The organism is Infirmifilum lucidum (assembly GCF_014876775.1).
GTDB classification, from domain to species: Archaea; Thermoproteota; Thermoprotei; order Thermofilales; family Thermofilaceae; genus Thermofilum; species Thermofilum lucidum.
Genome location: NZ_CP062310.1, coordinates 1,180,516 through 1,196,870, shown reverse-complemented (window position 1 = coordinate 1,196,870; position 16,355 = coordinate 1,180,516). Strand labels below are relative to the sequence as shown.

Sequence of the window (16,355 nt, the reverse complement as noted above, 5' to 3'; positions counted from 1 at the left end):
CTTCCTCCCTGATAAATGTAAAGTTTATACTAAAAAATATTTAGATGAAGCATTATATCGGCTCCTGCCCTAGCCGTGTATTGATGAAGGCCAGTACATGCGCGCTCTTGCTGGGGTTTTTGTTAAGTGTCCTAGTTGTGGCTTCGCCGCTCGGAGACATGGGGAGGTACTCCCCTGTTGAGGGGGCGCTTCTCCAGGGTAGCATCTATGCTGGCGGATATGCTGGCTCTGTTTTTAGGCCTAGTCCCGTCGCCTTGATTGTTAACAGCTCGAGGGCTGTAGTTTACACGTGGAATGCTAGTGGCATGGTCGTGTCTGTTAGGGCTTCGGGGAGAGGTGCCATTATGAGCGGGTTTATAAGAGGCGAGGGGGGCGTGTCCGGCCTTGTCTCGGTCTTCCAGGATATCGGGGTTAGAAGTTTTGCCCTCGAGGGGGACGCGGACATTTACGTGGCTGACGGGATTTTAGACAATGGCTCTCTGGTCGTTGCCGGCTACTTCTCGCGCCGCGGCTCCCGAGACCTCGACGTTTTCGTAGCTAGAGTTACTCTCGAGGGGGGCATCGCAGGGGTTAAGTGCTATGGAAGCCCGGACTACCCTGACACGGCCAGGCGCATTATTGCTGGAAGCGATGGTTACTACGTGCTCGGGGAGACATGGGCTTACAACGTCTCGCAGAGTGATGTGCTCCTGCTGAAGCTCGGGCGGGATTTAAGCCTCAAGGATAGTCTTAGTGTGGGGGGTGCAGGCATAGACACAGGGGAGGATCTCGCTATAACGCGGGACGGGGACTACGTCTTCGTGGGGGCTACTGAAGTCGAGGGGGTAAAGCTGGGGTTCGTCACGCGCGTGTCGAGTGTGGGCGGGCTCTTGTGGCTTAGGGGCTACAGAACCCTAGGGGACACATTCTTGAAGAGGCTGTGGCTGGATCCCAGTGCTGGTAGGGTCTACGTCATCGGGTCTGGAACCTTCGAGGAGGGTAGGAGAGAGCCCTTTGTCCTTGTGCTTGACGAGCTGTGGGGCTGGGTCTTCAATGAGAGCCAGTTAGTAGTCGCCAGGACAGAGCCCTTCCTGAGCTTGTCAGGTGATATAAGTGGGGGTAGAGTTATACTCTTCAGGAGCGGTGGAGTCTCGCTTGTAGGGCCGGGTGACAGGGCTACCGACTACGTCTTCGGCCCTACTTCCCTGAATAGGACGCTTGTACTGGACGACACGCCAGAGCTACCTTACTACGCTAAAGCCATCTATGGCTGGAGGGTCTTGAAGGGGGTTGTTTCTAGTAGAGTATGCCCGGAGATAAGCGTCAGGAGGATAGATCCCTCTGTCTCGACCATCAGCATAGAGTATAGAGAGCTTGTAGTCGAGAGGAAGCCCTTTGAGAGGAGGCTCGACGTAGGGCTTGTCATAAGGAGGTTCGTCGAGAGAAATATACCAGTCTTTCTCCTGTTGCCAGTTCTCGTAGCCTTTTTAGCTATTGTTTACTCCACTCTGCGGTCAACACCGTCTGCGAGGAGAGCTGGGACGCCCTCTCCAGGTTGAGGAGGAAAGCCTTTGCAGCGACGCCTAGAGCGTACCCTCCTATCCATCCCGTTGACGACACCACCCTGTGGCACGGAACAAGTATGAGGACGCTGTTCGACTTGAGCACCATTGCTACTGCTCTGGGGCTTGTTGAGAGCTTGAGGGCAATGTCCTTGTACGTGGTCGTCAACCCATACGGGATTTTGAGAACCTCCTCTAAGACCCTCCTCTTGAAGTCTGGCCCTGATAGCACGGGTCTAAATGTAAAATCCTTCCTTGACCCCTCGAAGTACTCGCGCAACTCCTCCTTGAGGGCCAGGGCGTTTTCCCCTAGCCGTAGCCCGACGGGCTTGACCTTTTCTCTAGAGTGTAGGGCTAGCACCTCTCTGCCATCAACTATGAAGCACAGCTCGCCTATAGGCGTGTCTAGACAACCATACTCTTTCACATGTTCCCCCCGAAGTAGATTTTAATCACGTCCCCGACTACCATAACCTTGTACTTAGACTTTAGGGCTTTAATCGCAGCCGTGACTTGATCCCGCGTGAAGCCGTAGGCTTCGAGCTCGCCTATAAGCACTCTACCCACCCCGTTGTAGACGTCGCGCCGAGCTAGGGAGAGTATTATCTCGATAATGTCGCCCTCCAAGCCGTGTCCCACCCTCGCCTGGATATACGCGAAAACGATTTATTAAGGGTAGTTTTTCCGCATGTGTGCCGTCTACTGGGAGGCTTCGTAATGCGCTCGCTGACTTCCAAGAGCTAGTATCCGTAAGTGTTGTGATCCCGTCATATCGTGGGGGCGAGAAACTTGTAAGACTTGTAAGAGCTCTAGCTGAGAGTAGCTACCCGAGGCTTGAGATTATTGTCGTGGTTGACGAGCCGTCAGAGGAGGTTGTCTCTGGGCTAATGGGTATAAAGGGAGTCCATGTCATAGCTAATGGCAAGCGGTTAGGTAAGGTGAACGCTCTAAATACTGCTCTGAGGTTCTCACGTGGAGACATAGTAATATTTCTTGACGATGACGTCGAAATTAGGGATCCTCTTTTCGTCGAGAAAGTTGTCAAGGGAATTAGTGGGTGTGATATAGGTGATATTAAAAAAGTCGTCATCGGGGGTGGCATTCTCGGGCGGATGGTCTACATAGAATACGTCGCCGCGAATTTCGCCAGCAAGCTCATGGCCCGCCTAGCCGGGAGGACGCTAGCAATGAACGGAGCGGCTTTCGTAATGACTAGGAAGGCCCTCGAGGAAGTTGGGTTTTTCAAGCCAGTAATTTCTGAGGACTTCGACTTGGCCATCAGGAGCTTCTTAAGAGGCCATAAGTTCACATATATCGACAGCACAGAAGTCTATAACTATGCCCCGGAGTCGTGGAGCAAGTGGTACAGGCAGAGGAAGAGGTGGGCGGTGGGTTTAGCTGACTGGTTGCAGAGGTACTACATGGAGGGGCTTAAAGCACTAGTCAAAATACCACATGCCGTTGTCCCAGCTCTGCTCCTCCTACTGCCTTCTCTAGTGACTACGGTTACCCCGTTTCTCCTTCACAACCACACGGTCATGAAGGCACTTTACTTGACCTTGCTTTCAATGTCCTCCCTAACCGCACAGTTCGTACCGTTTACGACTATTATTTCGATCAACCTGCAGCTCGTGTATACTGTTCCGGTGCTGGCTTCTCTCCTAGTGTTTTCAGCCTGGCACTGTCTTGCCTCGAAATACGTAGGGGTGAAGTCCTACGCGTACCTGTACCCGCTGTACCTTTTCGTCTACCAACCTCTCTGGTTTACGATACTCCTAGCTGGGTTTATTAGAGTGTTAGCAATGGGCAGGAGAAATGTAGAGGACTGGGTGGTCTAAATTCTATTTTTCGACTATTGTTGAAGTAGAGATCGGCAAGGCTTAAATACCACGTGGAGCATTAGGCTTCTCAGCCGGTGTACAGCTGTATGGCGTTCGTAGTACAGAGAGCATATAGAGCCCTCCTCTCCCCACACCCGCTGGCATCACGTGACAAGTTTGCTCATGCTGTGTCTAATGTGCTCTCGCTTAACAGCCTTACGAGCCCTGCGTTCGAGCTGCGGGGTGGCGAGCTGGAGCTGGCGCTGAGAGAGAAGGCCTTGCTGGCGGTAACCGGGGACGTTGAAATTGTAGCAGATGGGAGGAAGGTAGAGCCTTGGGCCGCGTTCAACGCCAGCGAGAGTGTAAAGGTCAAAGCCAACGCTACTGCCTACGTCTCTGTTAGGGGTCTTAAGGCCACGACTAAACGCAGGCTCCCCTTGAAGAGTGGTATAACCTTTAGCTTTGACGGCCTAGACGGCCTCAACGAGAGGAGCCTGCGGGCCCTGCGCGTCCCCCATACTCTACGCGTGGTTAACGGGGACTGGCTCGAGTCTGTAGCTAGAGTTCAGAGGCACATAGGCATGGTGCTTGAAGCAATAAAGAAGGGGGCCGAGCAGGTTAAAGTTAGGGTTGGCGGGAGAGAGTTCGAAGTATGGGTTCTCGAGCTCTCTTAAGCTAGCCGGTGTCCTAAATGGATAGGAAGATCGGCGAGCTACTTGAGAAGAGAAGGCTGACGGACAGCGTCAGCGAGGAGGCCGCGAGAAAGCTCCGCGAGCAGGGAAGGCTCACGGTTCACGAGAGACTAGGCCTCTTGTTGGATCCCGATTCCTTCGTACCCCTGGGACGTTACGTTCAGCACAGGGCTGTGGGCTTCGGGATGGAGTCGAAGAAGGCCTACGGAGACGGCGTTGTAGCAGGTCTCGGAAGCGTCGACGGGAGGCGTGTGGCAGTGTACGCCCAGGATTTCACCTTTATGGGTGGCAGCGTCGGCGAGATGCACGCCTCAAAGATAGCAAGGATCATCGAGCTCGCAGTGAAACTGGGGATCCCTGTTATAGGTCTCAATGACAGCGGCGGCGCGAGGATCCAGGAGGGCGTTGACTCCCTCAAGGGCTATGGGGAGATTTTCTACAGGAACGTGATGGCGAGCGGGGTTGTCCCGCAGGTCGTCGCCATCATGGGCCCATGTGCAGGGGGGGCTGTGTATAGTCCTGCTCTAGCCGACTTCATTATAATGACCAGGAAGAGTTACATGTTCATAACAGGACCTAAAGTCGTGAAGGCATCAATAGGGGAAGAAATAACGCCGGAGGAGCTTGGGGGAGCAGGAGTCCATGCGTCGAGGAGTGGCGTCGCCCACTTCGTGGCAGAGGACGACCGCGAGGCTATAACCATCATCAAGAGGCTCCTGAGCTACCTCCCGAGCAACAATACAGAGGATCCTCCACTCGTTGAGACAGGTGACGACCCGCTTCGGGAAGACCCTTCCCTCGAGGACATCGTCCCCGACGACCCCGTGAAGCCATATGACGTCAGAGAAGTTATTCTCCGCGTGTTCGATGAGGGGAGCTTCCTCGAAGTCCACCAGCACTTTGCTCAAAACGCGGTCGTGGGTTTCGCGAGGCTCGGCGGGCACGCTGTCTGCGTCGTAGCCAACCAGCCCGCAGTCATGGCCGGGAGCCTTGACATAGACTCCTCCGACAAGATCAGCAGGTTCGTCCAGTTCTGCGACGCGTTCAACTTCCCCATAGTGACCTTCGTCGACGTGCCGGGTTTCCTGCCTGGTAGCTACCAGGAGCACCACGGGGTTATCAGGCATGGGGCCAAGATAATCTACGCCTATGCCGACGCCACTGTTCCCAAGATTACGGTTATCCTCAGGAAGGCGTACGGTGGGGCCTACATAGCCATGGGTAGCAAGCACCTAGGAGCAGACTTCGCGCTGGCATGGCCGACCGCCGAGATAGCCGTGATGGGGCCTGAGGGCGCGATAGAGATAATATACAAGAAAGAGCTGGAGAAAGCTGAAAACCCGGAGGAAATGGCTAAGGTCTTTGTCGAGAAGTACAGGAGCGAGATAGCGAACCCGTACGTGCCCGCAAGCAGGGGGTATGTGGACGACGTAATACTCCCCCGCGAGACGAGGCCGTACCTTTACAGGCTCCTCCTGTTCCTCCTGGACAAGCGCGAGAAGCAACCCAGGCCCCCACGCAAGCACGGAGTACCCCCGGTGTAAGACGTGGAGCCCGGGAAGCGCGCCGTAGTCCTAGCCGCAGTGATAGCCTATATCCATTCTAGGAGGAGGCGGGAGAAGAGCCGGGCGGCAACTCCCGGTTACCCCGTTAGGGCGTGGAGGCTTGCACGGCTCCTGGATGCGGCCGAGGAGGACGTGACGTGCCAGGGGTGAGCGCGTGAGGAAGAAGTTCCTAGTAATCCTGGACGGGGAGGCTTTTGAAGTGGAGGTAGAGGTGGAGGAGGGTAAGAGCTCCCTGGAGACTGTCCTCTCTGTTCTGCAGACAGGCGTCGTCAGAAAAGTCGAGGCGCCTCCGCTCGGCAGGGGCGTCATAACCTCGCCGATAACGGGTAGGGTGTCCAGGGTTGTGGCTAGGAAAGGAGATGCCGTGAAGGCTGGAGACGTGCTTGCAGTCATAGAGGCTATGAAGACCCTCGTGGAAGTGAGGTCGAACGCGAGCGGGAGCGTAGAGGAAGTTTACGTTAAAGAGGGGGATGCCGTGAAGCAGGGAGACCCTCTCTTCAAGATAGCGTAGGGCCAGGGGAAAGCTTATATCCCGTGCCGCCCCCTAACTATTGTGGGATCGGTAACATTCCAGGGGGTTCTCATCGAACACTTGAAACACGCCACCTTTAGGCTGTCTGCTGGAGGAGTCACAGTGTACATCGACCCCTTCGAAGTAGAAAGTTCCCCAGGAGATGGCGACGTAATAGTGTGTACACACGACCACTACGACCACTGTAGCCCGGACGACATCTTGAAAATCGCTAAGAAAGACGCCGTTGTAGTCGCAAGCGTGAATTGTAAAGAAAAGGTTAAGAGGTTGGGGCTCCAGCACCACCTCCTCGAGCCCGGCGGCAAGGTGGAAGTAAAGGGTGTGGTCGTGGAGGCAGTGCCTGCCTACAACGTAGGAAAGAAGTTCCATCCAAGAGAGTACAAAGGCATCGGCGTTATCGTGTCCCTTGAGGGAGTCAGAGTGTACCACGCTGGGGACACTGACTATATACCCGAGATGAAGGGGCTTAGAGGCCGGGTAGACGTCGCCTTGCTCCCTGTCAGCGGAACGTATGTGATGACAGCAGACGAAGCCGTGAAGGCGGCACTTGACATACAACCTAAACTTGCCATCCCGATGCACTACGGGGTAATAGTCGGCTCCCAGAGGGACGCCGAGCACTTCAAGAAGGAGTTGGAGAACAAGGTACAGGTAGCTATAATTTAAGGAGCGGCTTAGCAAAGAAGAGGGTTTTTCTCAGTGATGGAAGCCTACCCAGTAGTGGTTAACGGTTCTGTGGCAGGCTTCATTAGGACGTTCGGGGACTACGTAGAGCTGGTGAAGAGTGGCTCAAGAGACCACTACCTATGGTGGGGTGAGAGGGGGTTTTACGTAAGGGCAAAAAGCCCTTTCTACAACATTGTCTACGAGGACGCGTTTATACCCCGCGTAGAGCACCGGGAAAACTTACTCAGAGAGCGAGTACTGCAGGCTGTCGACAGGCTTAGGGACGCCCTAACGGGGAAGCTTGTTATGGCGGATCTGAGCGGAGGGAAGGACAGCACAGCGCAGCTAATCATTCTCTCAAAGCTCCGCGAGTTCGTAGACTTCAGGCTTGTAGCAGTCTACGTCCACGTCCCCTACCTTGAGCCCCTCGAGAACATAGACTACGCCGAAGCCACCGCCGAAAAGCTGGGAGTAGAGTTCTACTACACAGAGGCCAATAGGAGAATGATGGAGTTCTACCTCCTACGGGAAGGGCTCCCCAGACGTGGAGTTAGGTGGTGCACCTACCTTAAGACGAGGGCTCTAAGAGAGACGCGGAAAAAGCTGGGCGCCGACTTCGAGGCTAAAGGAGACCGCATGCTCGAGAGCGGGAAGAGGATGGGCAAGCTCCAGGCGCTCGCCAAGAGTAGTGGTTTTATACAGGGCCGCACCTTGAACCTCGTATACGACTTCTCGGCTCTAGACACAGCCTGGATAGTGAAAGAGCATGGACTGATTCACCCCCACTACCGCTCGGGGATCCCTAGAGTCTCGTGCCGCTTTTGCCCGTACCGCGGGCTCTACGAGCTCGAAGCCGCTAAGTGGCAGGAGGTTGAGGACATGGGCCTAGTTGAGCACTCAGCCATGCTCATGTACAGGCGCTATTACTCAGGCGTGACAACGTGGGACATGTTCTGGGAGCTCAGCCTCTGGCGCTTTCAGCCCACGCTAGCCAGGATGAGAGTGGGAGAACTGAAGAGTATTGACTACTCAAGGTATATAACAATAGATAAAGTTAAGGCCATGTTTCGTAGCATGTGGGAGTAGTAAGATGGCCTCTAGAAAAGGCTTCTGGACGGAGACACTTGCTTTCTACGTCCTCGAGAGCATGGGCTTCGAGCTCGTATCCTACAGGCACAGGATTGTGAAGGATGGAGTAGAGGTAGCAGAGGTCGACGCGCTCGCACGAAAGAGCGGTGAACTGTACGCGGTTGAAGTGAAGTCGGGGAGGATCTCGACTACGGATATAAGGCAGGCAGTGGCGAACGCACAGCTCTTGGGGGCGAAGCCCCTCATCGTGGCTAGAGGGTTCTCCGACAAGAGCGCCGAGGTCTATGCTAGAGAACTGGGCGTTGAGGTCGTCCTCCTACCCGACTACCTCCACTTCGTATCTACAGAGGAGTTACTCCAGCTCTTAGAGGACGCTCTCATCAGGACTATAGACAGGTTGCTGGACAGAAACATTGAGAGTCTCAGCGAGGAAGAGTTAAGAGTGCTCAGAGAGATAGCGAGTAGTCGCGACGCGGACGAGGCGTGCAGGAGGCTCGGCGTAGACAGCAGGAGTTTCTCGCAGTTGCTAGGCTCGCTCAGGGAGAAGGGCGTCATATCCGGGGGCTCGTTTGAAAAACTCAGGGTGCAGGCGCGTATAGCTCTGATTCTGAGGCGGCTCGTCGCTACTTGATTCTCTCGAGGACTATTGCTGGACAGACCTTTTTAACTCCCTCCATCCCCCCGATCTCCTCAATTATCCTCATTAGATCCGAGCCAGTCCTAGCCCAGACCTCAGCCATTATCATGTGATCCCCTGTTGTCACAAACACAGACACAACGAAGTCGCGTTTCGAGAGCTCGTGGGCCACTGAGAGAACCTTGTCGGGCTCTGTGTCTACGCCTACGAGGGCTACGCCGTTATAGCCTATCTTCTTTGGCTCCACGACGATTGTGTATTTCTTGATTACTCCATCCCTCTCCAGCTTCTGCACTCTCTTTTTTACAGCTACGTCTGTTATTCCGATAATTTTAGCTATTTCGGTGAGGGGTGTACGTGCATTGTCCATTAGTACTCTCAGTATAGTGACGTCTTTGTCGTCCATGGCTAGGTAAGCTACAATACCTGGTAATATAAGGTTTTTGAAAAGTTTGGATTTAGAATCACAGGATTCTGGTTCTAAACTTCTGTACGGAAAGCTTTGTCGACTTCATTGACTATTTCGAGCACGACTGTTTCAAAGCAGGTGCCGCTCGAGAGTTCAACAGCTTTTCTCCGTGAAGTCTCGGCAATTTCTGCTGTTCTCCTGTACCCAGTTCCCATATATCTGAGCGCTTGGAGGTAGGTAGCAATACTGTCTGCCACCCGTGCAATCCTCGACTCAACGGAGACCCCCTCCATCCACTCTTCTAAGAGTCTCTCTATTGAGGCCTCAAGACCCAGCTCTTTCAGCGCCTTCCTCTCAATGCTATTCTTCAAGTCCCCCATGGAGAGGCTCGTGTACCTCGGGATATCACCTAAGAAGCCTTCCAGCAGGTCGTGAACCAGGCCTAGCGCTGCAGCTTTGTGGGGATCCACATCAGAGCACGCGGCCTTGGCCCTTGAAGCTATCACGAACGCTATTATCCCGGCCTCCCAAGAGTGCTGTGAAACAGTCTCGGCTATAGATGCTGGGACACCTCTCATCATCCAGCCTGTGCGGGCTAACCACTTTGCAGACTCCAGGAGGCTCCACGGCTTCACAAGCGAATGTTGTGCTCCGCAGTATTAAGGCTACCGCCCCCGCGAGAAATATATCCACCGATAGACATAACGAGAACGTATGCCTGTGCTTGTTAGTTTCTGGGGTAAGGGGGGTGTTGGCAAGACAACGCTTTCTTCAGCGTTGGCGGCAAAGTTAGCCAGTGAGGGTTATAGAGTTTACCTGCTCTCGACAGACTTTATCCCATCCCTACAGGACGTCTTGGGTGTAGAGCTACAAGGGGGGCCAAGGGAGGTTTGTGATGGACTTATCGCCGAACAACTTACAGAGGAGAAAATTATCCAGCTCTGGAAGGAGAGATTCGGAGAAGAAGTCTACAGGGTGGCTTCCAGCCTATTTCCGGTGGATAGAGAGATCGTAGATTACGTTGCAGGGGCTCCAGGCATAGTAGAGGAGTTCACGCTCTACTATGTCTGGGAGAAGTTCCACAGAGTAGATGCAGACTTCATAGTTTGGGACACTATGGCAACGGGAGGGGGTATAAGAATGCTACGTATCGAGAAGGAATTCTACGAACATCTAGGTGAGGCGGCTAAGCTCTACCTCAAGTTAAAGGGTTTCTTCGACAAAATTAGGACTGGAGAGGCAGAGCCGTTGGAGCTCATCGAGTCTTGGAGGAGGCTAGCGGACAACATAATCAAGTTCCTCCAGTCTGACACTCACAGGGCCCTGCTCGTATCGAGACCACTCCCTGTAGATTTTTCCGTCGTCCGTAGAGTTTACTCTGAACTAAGCTCAATGAGTATTCCCGTGAGAGCAGTAGTGGTAAATATGATGGGCTACTCGCAAACAGAAGACAGAGTACTAGAGATGTTCATCCACGAATTTGAAGGAAGGGCGCCACTAGTCCTCGTGCCCCACGTGTCTCCACCGCCGAGTGAGTGCGAGAAACTAAAATCCCTCATCCCAAGCGACCAGATGAAGAGAGTCCTTAGAGTAATTAAGTGATGATAAAGAATTTGTACTCATGCGTGCTTTTCTGGAGGACTCAAAGATGAATAGAGAGACTCCCTGGCACGCCATCCAGGTAGACGAGGTCTTTAAAGCCCTAAGGACGACGCCGCAGGGGTTAGACGAGGAGGAGGCGGAGAGGCGCCTTAGAACTTATGGGCCGAACAGGATCGAGGAGGAGAAGAAGACTAGCCCGCTGAAGCTCTTTCTGGGCCAGTTTCTCAACCCCCTAACAGGCTTGCTACTCTTTGCAACGTTTCTCTCGCTTGCTATAGGCGAGGCCCTCGACGCTATAGTCATAATCATCCTGGTTCTTGCGGGTGCAGTTATTGGGTTCTATCAAGAGTATAGAGCCGAGCGGGCACTAGAGGCTCTCAAGAAGATGACGTCTCCTCAGGCAACAGTCATCCGCTCGGGTAAGGTAAAGACGATCCGCTCGGAGGAGGTTGTTCCAGGAGATGTGCTTGTACTGAACGCCGGAGACAGGGTCGCCGCCGATGCTAGAATCTTTGAGGCTGTAAACCTCAAGGTTGACGAGTCGATGCTCACTGGCGAGTCCGTCCCTGTTGAGAAGACGGTGGGGGCTCTCAGTGAGGACACGCCTCTCGTCGACAGGACGAACATGGTCTTCTCTGGGACGGTCGTCGTGTACGGAAAGGGCAAGGCAATAGTCGTCGCGACTGGCAGAAATACAGAGCTAGGCAGGATTGCGGAGTCTATCCAAGAAGTTAAAGCCGAGAAAACGCCCCTCGAGAGACAGTTAAGTGCTCTGGGGAGGATGCTCCTCATTCTAATGGTTGTTATCGCCTCTATAGTCTCAGTAGTGGGCATGTCCGTGTGGGGGTACAAGCCACTGCAGATTCTGCTATGGGCTCTCAGCTTGGCTGTAGCCGCAGTACCCGAAGCGCTTCCAGTAGTTGTTACTAGCTCGTTGGCTATAGGCGTCTACAGGATGGCGAAGAGAAATGCCATAGTCAAGAGGTTGCCAGCCGTCGAGACACTGGGCTCTACGACTTACATCTGTAGTGACAAGACAGGTACCATGACTAAGGGAGAGATGACTGCTGTTAAAGTCTGGGTGTACGACGTCACGTTTGAGGTCACGGGAGCCGGCTACGAGCCAACCGGTGAAATTACACTTGGAGGCAGACCGGTAAATGTCGCTCAAGTCAAGCCGCTGGAGCTCCTTCTCCTAAACGCGTATAACAACAACGACTCCGAAGTTATCAACGAGGGAGGGAGGTGGATCATAAAGGGGGACACGACAGAGGGGGCCCTGAAGGTTCTCGCCTTAAAAGCTGGAGTGTCTTCATCCCTGGGCAGATTGGGCGAAATACCCTTCTCGTCTGAGAGAAAGAGAATGAGCACGTTGCACCTTCTAGGCGGGAGAGCAGTAATGTTCGTGAAAGGGGCGCCGGAAGTCCTCGTGCCTCTCTCGTCTAGGATACTGACGCTGGACGGGGAAACGCGTGAGATAACAGAAGAGGTAAGGAGGAGGATACTTGAGGTGAATGATGCGCTCGCAAGGGAGGGTCTCAGGAACATAGCGTTCGCGGCTCGGTTCTTCGATGACGGGAAGAAAGATATTTCGGAGGAGGACGAGAAAGACCTTGTTTTCCTCGGCATAGTAGCCTTAATAGACCCCCCGCGCCCGGAAGTTAAGAACGCGCTAGAAGTCTGCAAGAGGGCTGGAATAAAGGTCTCGATGATCACAGGTGACCATAAACTCACGGCTGTATCCATTGCAAGGCAACTCGGCATGCTCGGAGAGGGGGATCTTGTCGTCACGGGTTCAGAGCTCGAGAAAATGAGTGAGAAAGAGCTTGAGGACAGTGTTGAGAGGATACGGGTCTATGCCCGTGTATCTCCTGAGCACAAGCTCCGGATAGTCCAAGCTTTGAAGAAGAGAGGCCATGTTGTCGCGATGACGGGAGATGGTGTCAATGACGCTCCAGCCTTGAAGGCGGCAGACGTCGGTGTAGCTATGGGCATTACAGGCACTGAAGTAGCGAAGGAGGCGTCGTCCATGGTGTTGGCCGACGACAACTTCGCGACAATAGTGGAAGCCATCAAGCTTGGACGGGAGATCTTTGAGAATATTAGGAAGTACCTCGCGTACCTGCTTTCAGCAAACATCGTGGAGCTAGTGACCCCCCTATTCTCTACCCTGCTAGGGCTCCCCATACCGTTCACGGCTACGCAGATACTCTGGGTCAACCTCGTAACGGACGGCGCGCCAGCGATCGCCCTCAGCCTAGAGCCTGGAGAGCCAGACCTACTAGAGCGTAAGCCGAGGAAGCCCAATTCTCCACTATTCTCCAAGGCAGAAGTCGTGGCGTTTTTCGTAGTTTTCCCCCTCTTGTTCGCGCTCAGCCTAGTCTTGCTCTTCAAGTCGCTCCTGAAGAGTGGACTCCCAGTCATAGAGGCTAGAACCACTCTCTTCACGGCAATGATCCTCGGCGAGCTGGTCTTAGCCTACTTGTTTAGGTCGCTTCGAAGCCCAGCCTACAAGCTTCCACCTTTACGCAACAAGGCTCTTCTACTCACCCTGATTCTCTCGTTTGTCCTGCAAGTACTGGTTCTTTTAATTCCGCCGATCCAAAGCGCATTGGATATTTCTCAGATATCCCTAGAGGACTTCGAGAGAGCGATAGCCATAGTATTGGTAGCAGCTGTCTCGCTTGAGGTTTCGAAGTTCATTGTTTCGAAAAGAGAACAACAAAAGCGACTAGGGGACTAGATAAGAGGGATAGAACTCTACCCTTGCGTTATAACCTGTCTTCTAAAGAGTTTCCAGCATTAGGAGACTCTAAGCTTTGTAATTACCTTTTCGATATAACCGCGCGACCTTAGCCTCTCGACGACGAGCCTCCCGGTACCGAGAGTAATACCTAAGGCTTCACATATCTCTTGAAGAGAGCGCCTGCCGTCACACATCGCGAGAATTAACCACTCAAGTGTATCCAGGTTCTTGGGTTCGGGAGCCTTGCTAGCTGGCACAGGCACCTCCAGCAAAGAGTTAACGATCCCCTTCGCTGGGGCGCTTGACCATTCTACGCGGACTACGTGTCCTTCGGCGTCTACGAAAACTATAGCCTCATGGTCTTCATGGGGGATGAGTATCGCCGCGGTTCTTAGAGGGTTTTTGCGTGCTAGCAAGATTCTCTCCTGGCTTATCTCCACATTAAATTTCCTTGAACACTTGGGGCAAGTGATTTCCGGCATGTACGTTATTAATGGCTTTGATGCAGTAGAAAAAGTTTACAGTTTCTTGCCATAGTGACTGAGCAAGCTATGCCAAGAGTTATCATACAAAATTATTCAGGTACAATTATAAATAAGCCTAGCATAGTGGATCATATATGAAGGTAACAATATCTCTTATTAAGGCAGACATCGGCAGCATCGCAGGACACGTTGTGGTTCATCCAAAACACGAAGAGTTGGCTAGAAAAAAGCTTCAAGAAGCCAAGGAGACAGGTTTAATACTTGACTACTACGTATTCCATGTAGGCGACGACCTTCAACTTCTCATGACTCACCAGAAGGGGGAGGACAGCCCCGAAATTCACAAGCTCGCATGGGACATATTTGTCGAAGCAACGGAGAAGGTTAGTAAGGTATACAAGCTCTATGGTGCGGGTCAAGACCTCTTGAGCGAGTCTTTCTCGGGTAACATAAGGGGCCTCGGCCCTGGAGTTGCAGAAATGGAGTTCGAGGAGAGGAGGAGCGAGCCGGTACTCGTCTTCGCGGCGGACAAGACAGAGCCCGGCGCCTGGAACTTCAAGCTGTACAAGATATTTGCGGATCCCTTCAACACCGCCGGGCTGGTCATCGACCCTGCAATGCACGAGGGCTTCGTATTCGAGGTCGTAGACCTACTAGAGGGGCATGCCGTGAAGCTGAAGGCCCCGGAAGAGGTCTACGACCTCCTCGCGCTCATCGGGACGACCGGCAGGTACGTGATCAGGAAGGTCTGGAGGAAGATAGACAACGAAGTGGCTGCCGCTGCCTCCGTAACTAGGCTTTCGCTGATAGCCGGCAGGTACGTCGGGAAGGACGACCCTGTCTTAATAGTCAGGGCACAGCACGGTCTGCCTGCCACAGGAGAGGTACTCGAGGCTTTCGCGTTCCCCCACCTGGTCTCAGGCTGGATGAGGGGGTCGCACACAGGTCCTCTAATGCCGGTAAGCCTCCGCGACGCGAAGTGCACCCGCTTCGATGGCCCGCCTAGGGTTGTGGGTCTAGGGTTCCAACTACACAATGGCCTGCTCGAGGGGCCTGTCGACTTGTTCGACGACCCGGCTTTTGACCACACGAGGAGGATAGCAGAGGAGATAGCAGACTATATGCGTAGGCATGGTCCCTTCATGCCTCATAGGCTCGGCCCCGAGGAGATGGAGTACACTACTCTTCCACAAGTCTTAGCCAAACTAAAGGAAAGGTTTGTGAAAGTAGCGGTAAAGTAGTGACTATAGTAGTAATATTTAAATAAACCATTTTTCTAACCCTGCCTCCTCTTCAAAGCTACTCGGATTCACCTTCTGGACGCCTAGTAACCAGAGCTTATCACTCAAGCTCTCTACTTGTGTGAGGACGGATATCTGCTTCTCGTGGGGGTTAAAGCTAGTTATGACGCCTATGCCTTCACAGTACTTCTCCCGGCTCATGAAGCCGACAACACTGTGTACAAGCTCAAAACCACTAATTATCCTTGCGTGTCTTACACCAAGGACGTTCTTTGCAAGCTCAACAGCCTGCTGAATGGGCTGCGACAAGACGACAGCTCCTAGGTGGTCGTCCGACCTCTCGGCATACAGTACGCCTACCCCGAGGATGCCCTCGAGTTTTGCCTTCTCGGATGGCGTCAGAGGGAAGCCTGTGAAGGAGAACGCGTACGCCATGTCTATGCTTTCAATGTCGACGCTTTTTACTGTGGCCCTGGACAAGTACTTCGAGTACATCCACCTCCTGTACTCTCTTCTGTCCTCCCTTCTCCTCTCAAAAACTGCACGAGGCCTGGGGACGCGAACCACCCTGAACAACTTCTTCAGTGGGCGCTCTATCTGTGCTAGTGTCCTAGGGTCGCCTACTAAGACTACGAGGTCAGGCTCGGTGAGAAATGCCTTGAAGAGCTTGAGTTCTCTACCCTCGCTGTCCGTAACCCAGCCCGTCGTGTCTATTACTGTGAAGTCGGAGAGCTTTTCGGCCTTCCGGAGTAACAGTGCCACGCCAGTAAGGCTCCTGTGGAGGATCCCCGAGGGAGTGTTAGAGCCTATGAAAAAGGCGTCGTGCATTTCAATGCTTGTCAGCGTGTACACTTGCCTGTCAGTTACGCCTAGCCCTACTGTCCCAGGGGGGCCGATGCTCTTCTGCCCAACATCTGCATCGATCACTGCTACTCTACGTCCTCCACCGGCCAATGCATTTACCAGCAACGTTACAAGAGAAGTCTTGCCGCTGTCGACATCTCCAACAACAATTACTCGCCTCAGCCCCTCCTCAAGTATGGTCTCGGCGAGGCTATACCACTCCCCCGGTGTAGTGTCTCCCTCAAACAGAGAGAAGCTACCCGTCTCCACGTGGAGCTTAGTATTCTCGGTGGCGTGCAGGGGTAAGGATCTTGTAGGCTCGGCAAAAGCTTCGCTCCCAGCGCCGAGTGTAGCGCCAAAAACATGCACAGAGCCCTCGAGTACTCTTACTCTAGCCGGTCCATGTGCTATTAGAGTGTACCCTCTGGATAGGCTTATCTCTGGCATAGCTGCGCCGGTTTTTTATAGCTCCTCAGAGGTTAAAAAC

Annotated in this window: 18 protein-coding genes; 12 read left to right on the top strand and 6 right to left on the bottom strand. The window is 53.5% G+C overall.

What is annotated here, in order from left to right; translation table 11 throughout:
• Positions 1 to 83 precede the first annotated feature (83 nt).
• Complete coding sequence (locus IG193_RS06790) at positions 84 to 1,538, top strand: hypothetical protein (protein ID WP_192818429.1); 1,455 nt, start codon at positions 84 to 86, stop codon at positions 1,536 to 1,538.
• Here IG193_RS06790 and IG193_RS06785 read toward each other — a convergent pair.
• Entirely contained in the window at positions 1,471 to 1,968 is a 498-nt protein-coding gene (locus IG193_RS06785; protein ID WP_192818428.1) for a methylated-DNA--[protein]-cysteine S-methyltransferase, read from the bottom strand. The genes IG193_RS06790 and IG193_RS06785 overlap by 68 nt on opposite strands.
• Positions 1,965 to 2,168, bottom strand: coding sequence for an alpha/beta hydrolase family protein (locus tag IG193_RS06780; protein WP_192818427.1), 204 nt, complete (start codon positions 2,166 to 2,168; stop codon positions 1,965 to 1,967). The genes IG193_RS06785 and IG193_RS06780 overlap by 4 nt, the downstream gene beginning before the upstream one ends.
• Before the next feature lie 65 nt (positions 2,169 to 2,233).
• On the opposite strand from IG193_RS06780, the gene IG193_RS06775 reads away from it, so the two are divergent.
• The 8 genes from IG193_RS06775 to IG193_RS06740 all read left to right on the top strand — a co-directional run bounded on the left by IG193_RS06775 (position 2,234) and on the right by IG193_RS06740 (position 8,536).
• Positions 2,234 to 3,379, top strand: a complete 1,146-nt coding sequence (locus tag IG193_RS06775; protein WP_192818426.1) for a glycosyltransferase — start codon at positions 2,234 to 2,236, stop codon at positions 3,377 to 3,379.
• Positions 3,380 to 3,468: 89 nt separating this feature from the next.
• On the top strand, positions 3,469 to 4,035 hold the full coding sequence (locus tag IG193_RS06770; RefSeq protein ID WP_192818425.1) for a hypothetical protein: 567 nt from the start codon (positions 3,469 to 3,471) through the stop codon (positions 4,033 to 4,035).
• Between the two features lie 17 nt (positions 4,036 to 4,052).
• Entirely contained in the window at positions 4,053 to 5,597 is a 1,545-nt protein-coding gene (locus IG193_RS06765; protein WP_192818424.1) for an acyl-CoA carboxylase subunit beta, read from the top strand.
• 3 nt (positions 5,598 to 5,600) lie between these two features.
• Positions 5,601 to 5,768, top strand: a complete 168-nt coding sequence (locus tag IG193_RS06760; RefSeq protein ID WP_192818423.1) for a hypothetical protein — start codon at positions 5,601 to 5,603, stop codon at positions 5,766 to 5,768.
• 4 nt (positions 5,769 to 5,772) lie between these two features.
• The gene (locus IG193_RS06755) at positions 5,773 to 6,129 is read left to right on the top strand and encodes a biotin/lipoyl-containing protein (protein WP_192818422.1); all 357 of its coding nucleotides are present in this window, start codon (positions 5,773 to 5,775) and stop codon (positions 6,127 to 6,129) included.
• Between the two features lie 42 nt (positions 6,130 to 6,171).
• The gene (locus IG193_RS06750) at positions 6,172 to 6,816 is read left to right on the top strand and encodes an MBL fold metallo-hydrolase (protein WP_192818421.1); all 645 of its coding nucleotides are present in this window, start codon (positions 6,172 to 6,174) and stop codon (positions 6,814 to 6,816) included.
• Positions 6,817 to 6,852: 36 nt separating this feature from the next.
• Positions 6,853 to 7,902, top strand: a complete 1,050-nt coding sequence (locus IG193_RS06745; protein WP_225876131.1) for a phosphoadenosine phosphosulfate reductase domain-containing protein — start codon at positions 6,853 to 6,855, stop codon at positions 7,900 to 7,902.
• A gap of 4 nt (positions 7,903 to 7,906) precedes the next feature.
• Positions 7,907 to 8,536 (top strand): endonuclease, encoded by a 630-nt coding sequence (locus IG193_RS06740; RefSeq protein ID WP_192818419.1) that lies wholly within the window; start codon positions 7,907 to 7,909, stop codon positions 8,534 to 8,536.
• On the opposite strand, the gene IG193_RS06735 is transcribed toward IG193_RS06740, so the two are convergent.
• Both IG193_RS06735 and IG193_RS06730 read right to left on the bottom strand, forming a co-directional pair.
• Positions 8,529 to 8,948 (bottom strand): Lrp/AsnC family transcriptional regulator, encoded by a 420-nt coding sequence (locus IG193_RS06735; RefSeq protein ID WP_192818418.1) that lies wholly within the window; start codon positions 8,946 to 8,948, stop codon positions 8,529 to 8,531. The genes IG193_RS06740 and IG193_RS06735 overlap by 8 nt on opposite strands.
• A gap of 74 nt (positions 8,949 to 9,022) precedes the next feature.
• Positions 9,023 to 9,586, bottom strand: a complete 564-nt coding sequence (locus IG193_RS06730; protein WP_192818417.1) for an HD domain-containing protein — start codon at positions 9,584 to 9,586, stop codon at positions 9,023 to 9,025.
• Between the two features lie 79 nt (positions 9,587 to 9,665).
• Here IG193_RS06730 and IG193_RS06725 point away from each other — a divergent pair, with 79 nt between their 5' ends.
• Entirely contained in the window at positions 9,666 to 10,553 is an 888-nt protein-coding gene (locus tag IG193_RS06725; protein ID WP_192818416.1) for an ArsA family ATPase, read from the top strand.
• Between the two features lie 46 nt (positions 10,554 to 10,599).
• Positions 10,600 to 13,296, top strand: a complete 2,697-nt coding sequence (locus tag IG193_RS06720; RefSeq protein ID WP_192818415.1) for a cation-translocating P-type ATPase — start codon at positions 10,600 to 10,602, stop codon at positions 13,294 to 13,296.
• 59 nt (positions 13,297 to 13,355) lie between these two features.
• Here IG193_RS06720 and IG193_RS06715 read toward each other — a convergent pair whose 3' ends face one another.
• Positions 13,356 to 13,781 (bottom strand): MarR family transcriptional regulator, encoded by a 426-nt coding sequence (locus tag IG193_RS06715; protein ID WP_192818414.1) that lies wholly within the window; start codon positions 13,779 to 13,781, stop codon positions 13,356 to 13,358.
• A 137-nt stretch (positions 13,782 to 13,918) separates the two neighbouring features.
• On the opposite strand from IG193_RS06715, the gene fbp reads away from it, so the two are divergent.
• Entirely contained in the window at positions 13,919 to 15,025 is a 1,107-nt protein-coding gene (fbp, locus tag IG193_RS06710) for a fructose-1,6-bisphosphate aldolase/phosphatase (protein ID WP_192818413.1), read from the top strand.
• A gap of 18 nt (positions 15,026 to 15,043) precedes the next feature.
• Here fbp and IG193_RS06705 read toward each other — a convergent pair whose 3' ends face one another.
• Positions 15,044 to 16,315 (bottom strand): Clp1/GlmU family protein, encoded by a 1,272-nt coding sequence (locus IG193_RS06705; protein ID WP_192818412.1) that lies wholly within the window; start codon positions 16,313 to 16,315, stop codon positions 15,044 to 15,046.
• Positions 16,316 to 16,355 lie beyond the last annotated feature (40 nt).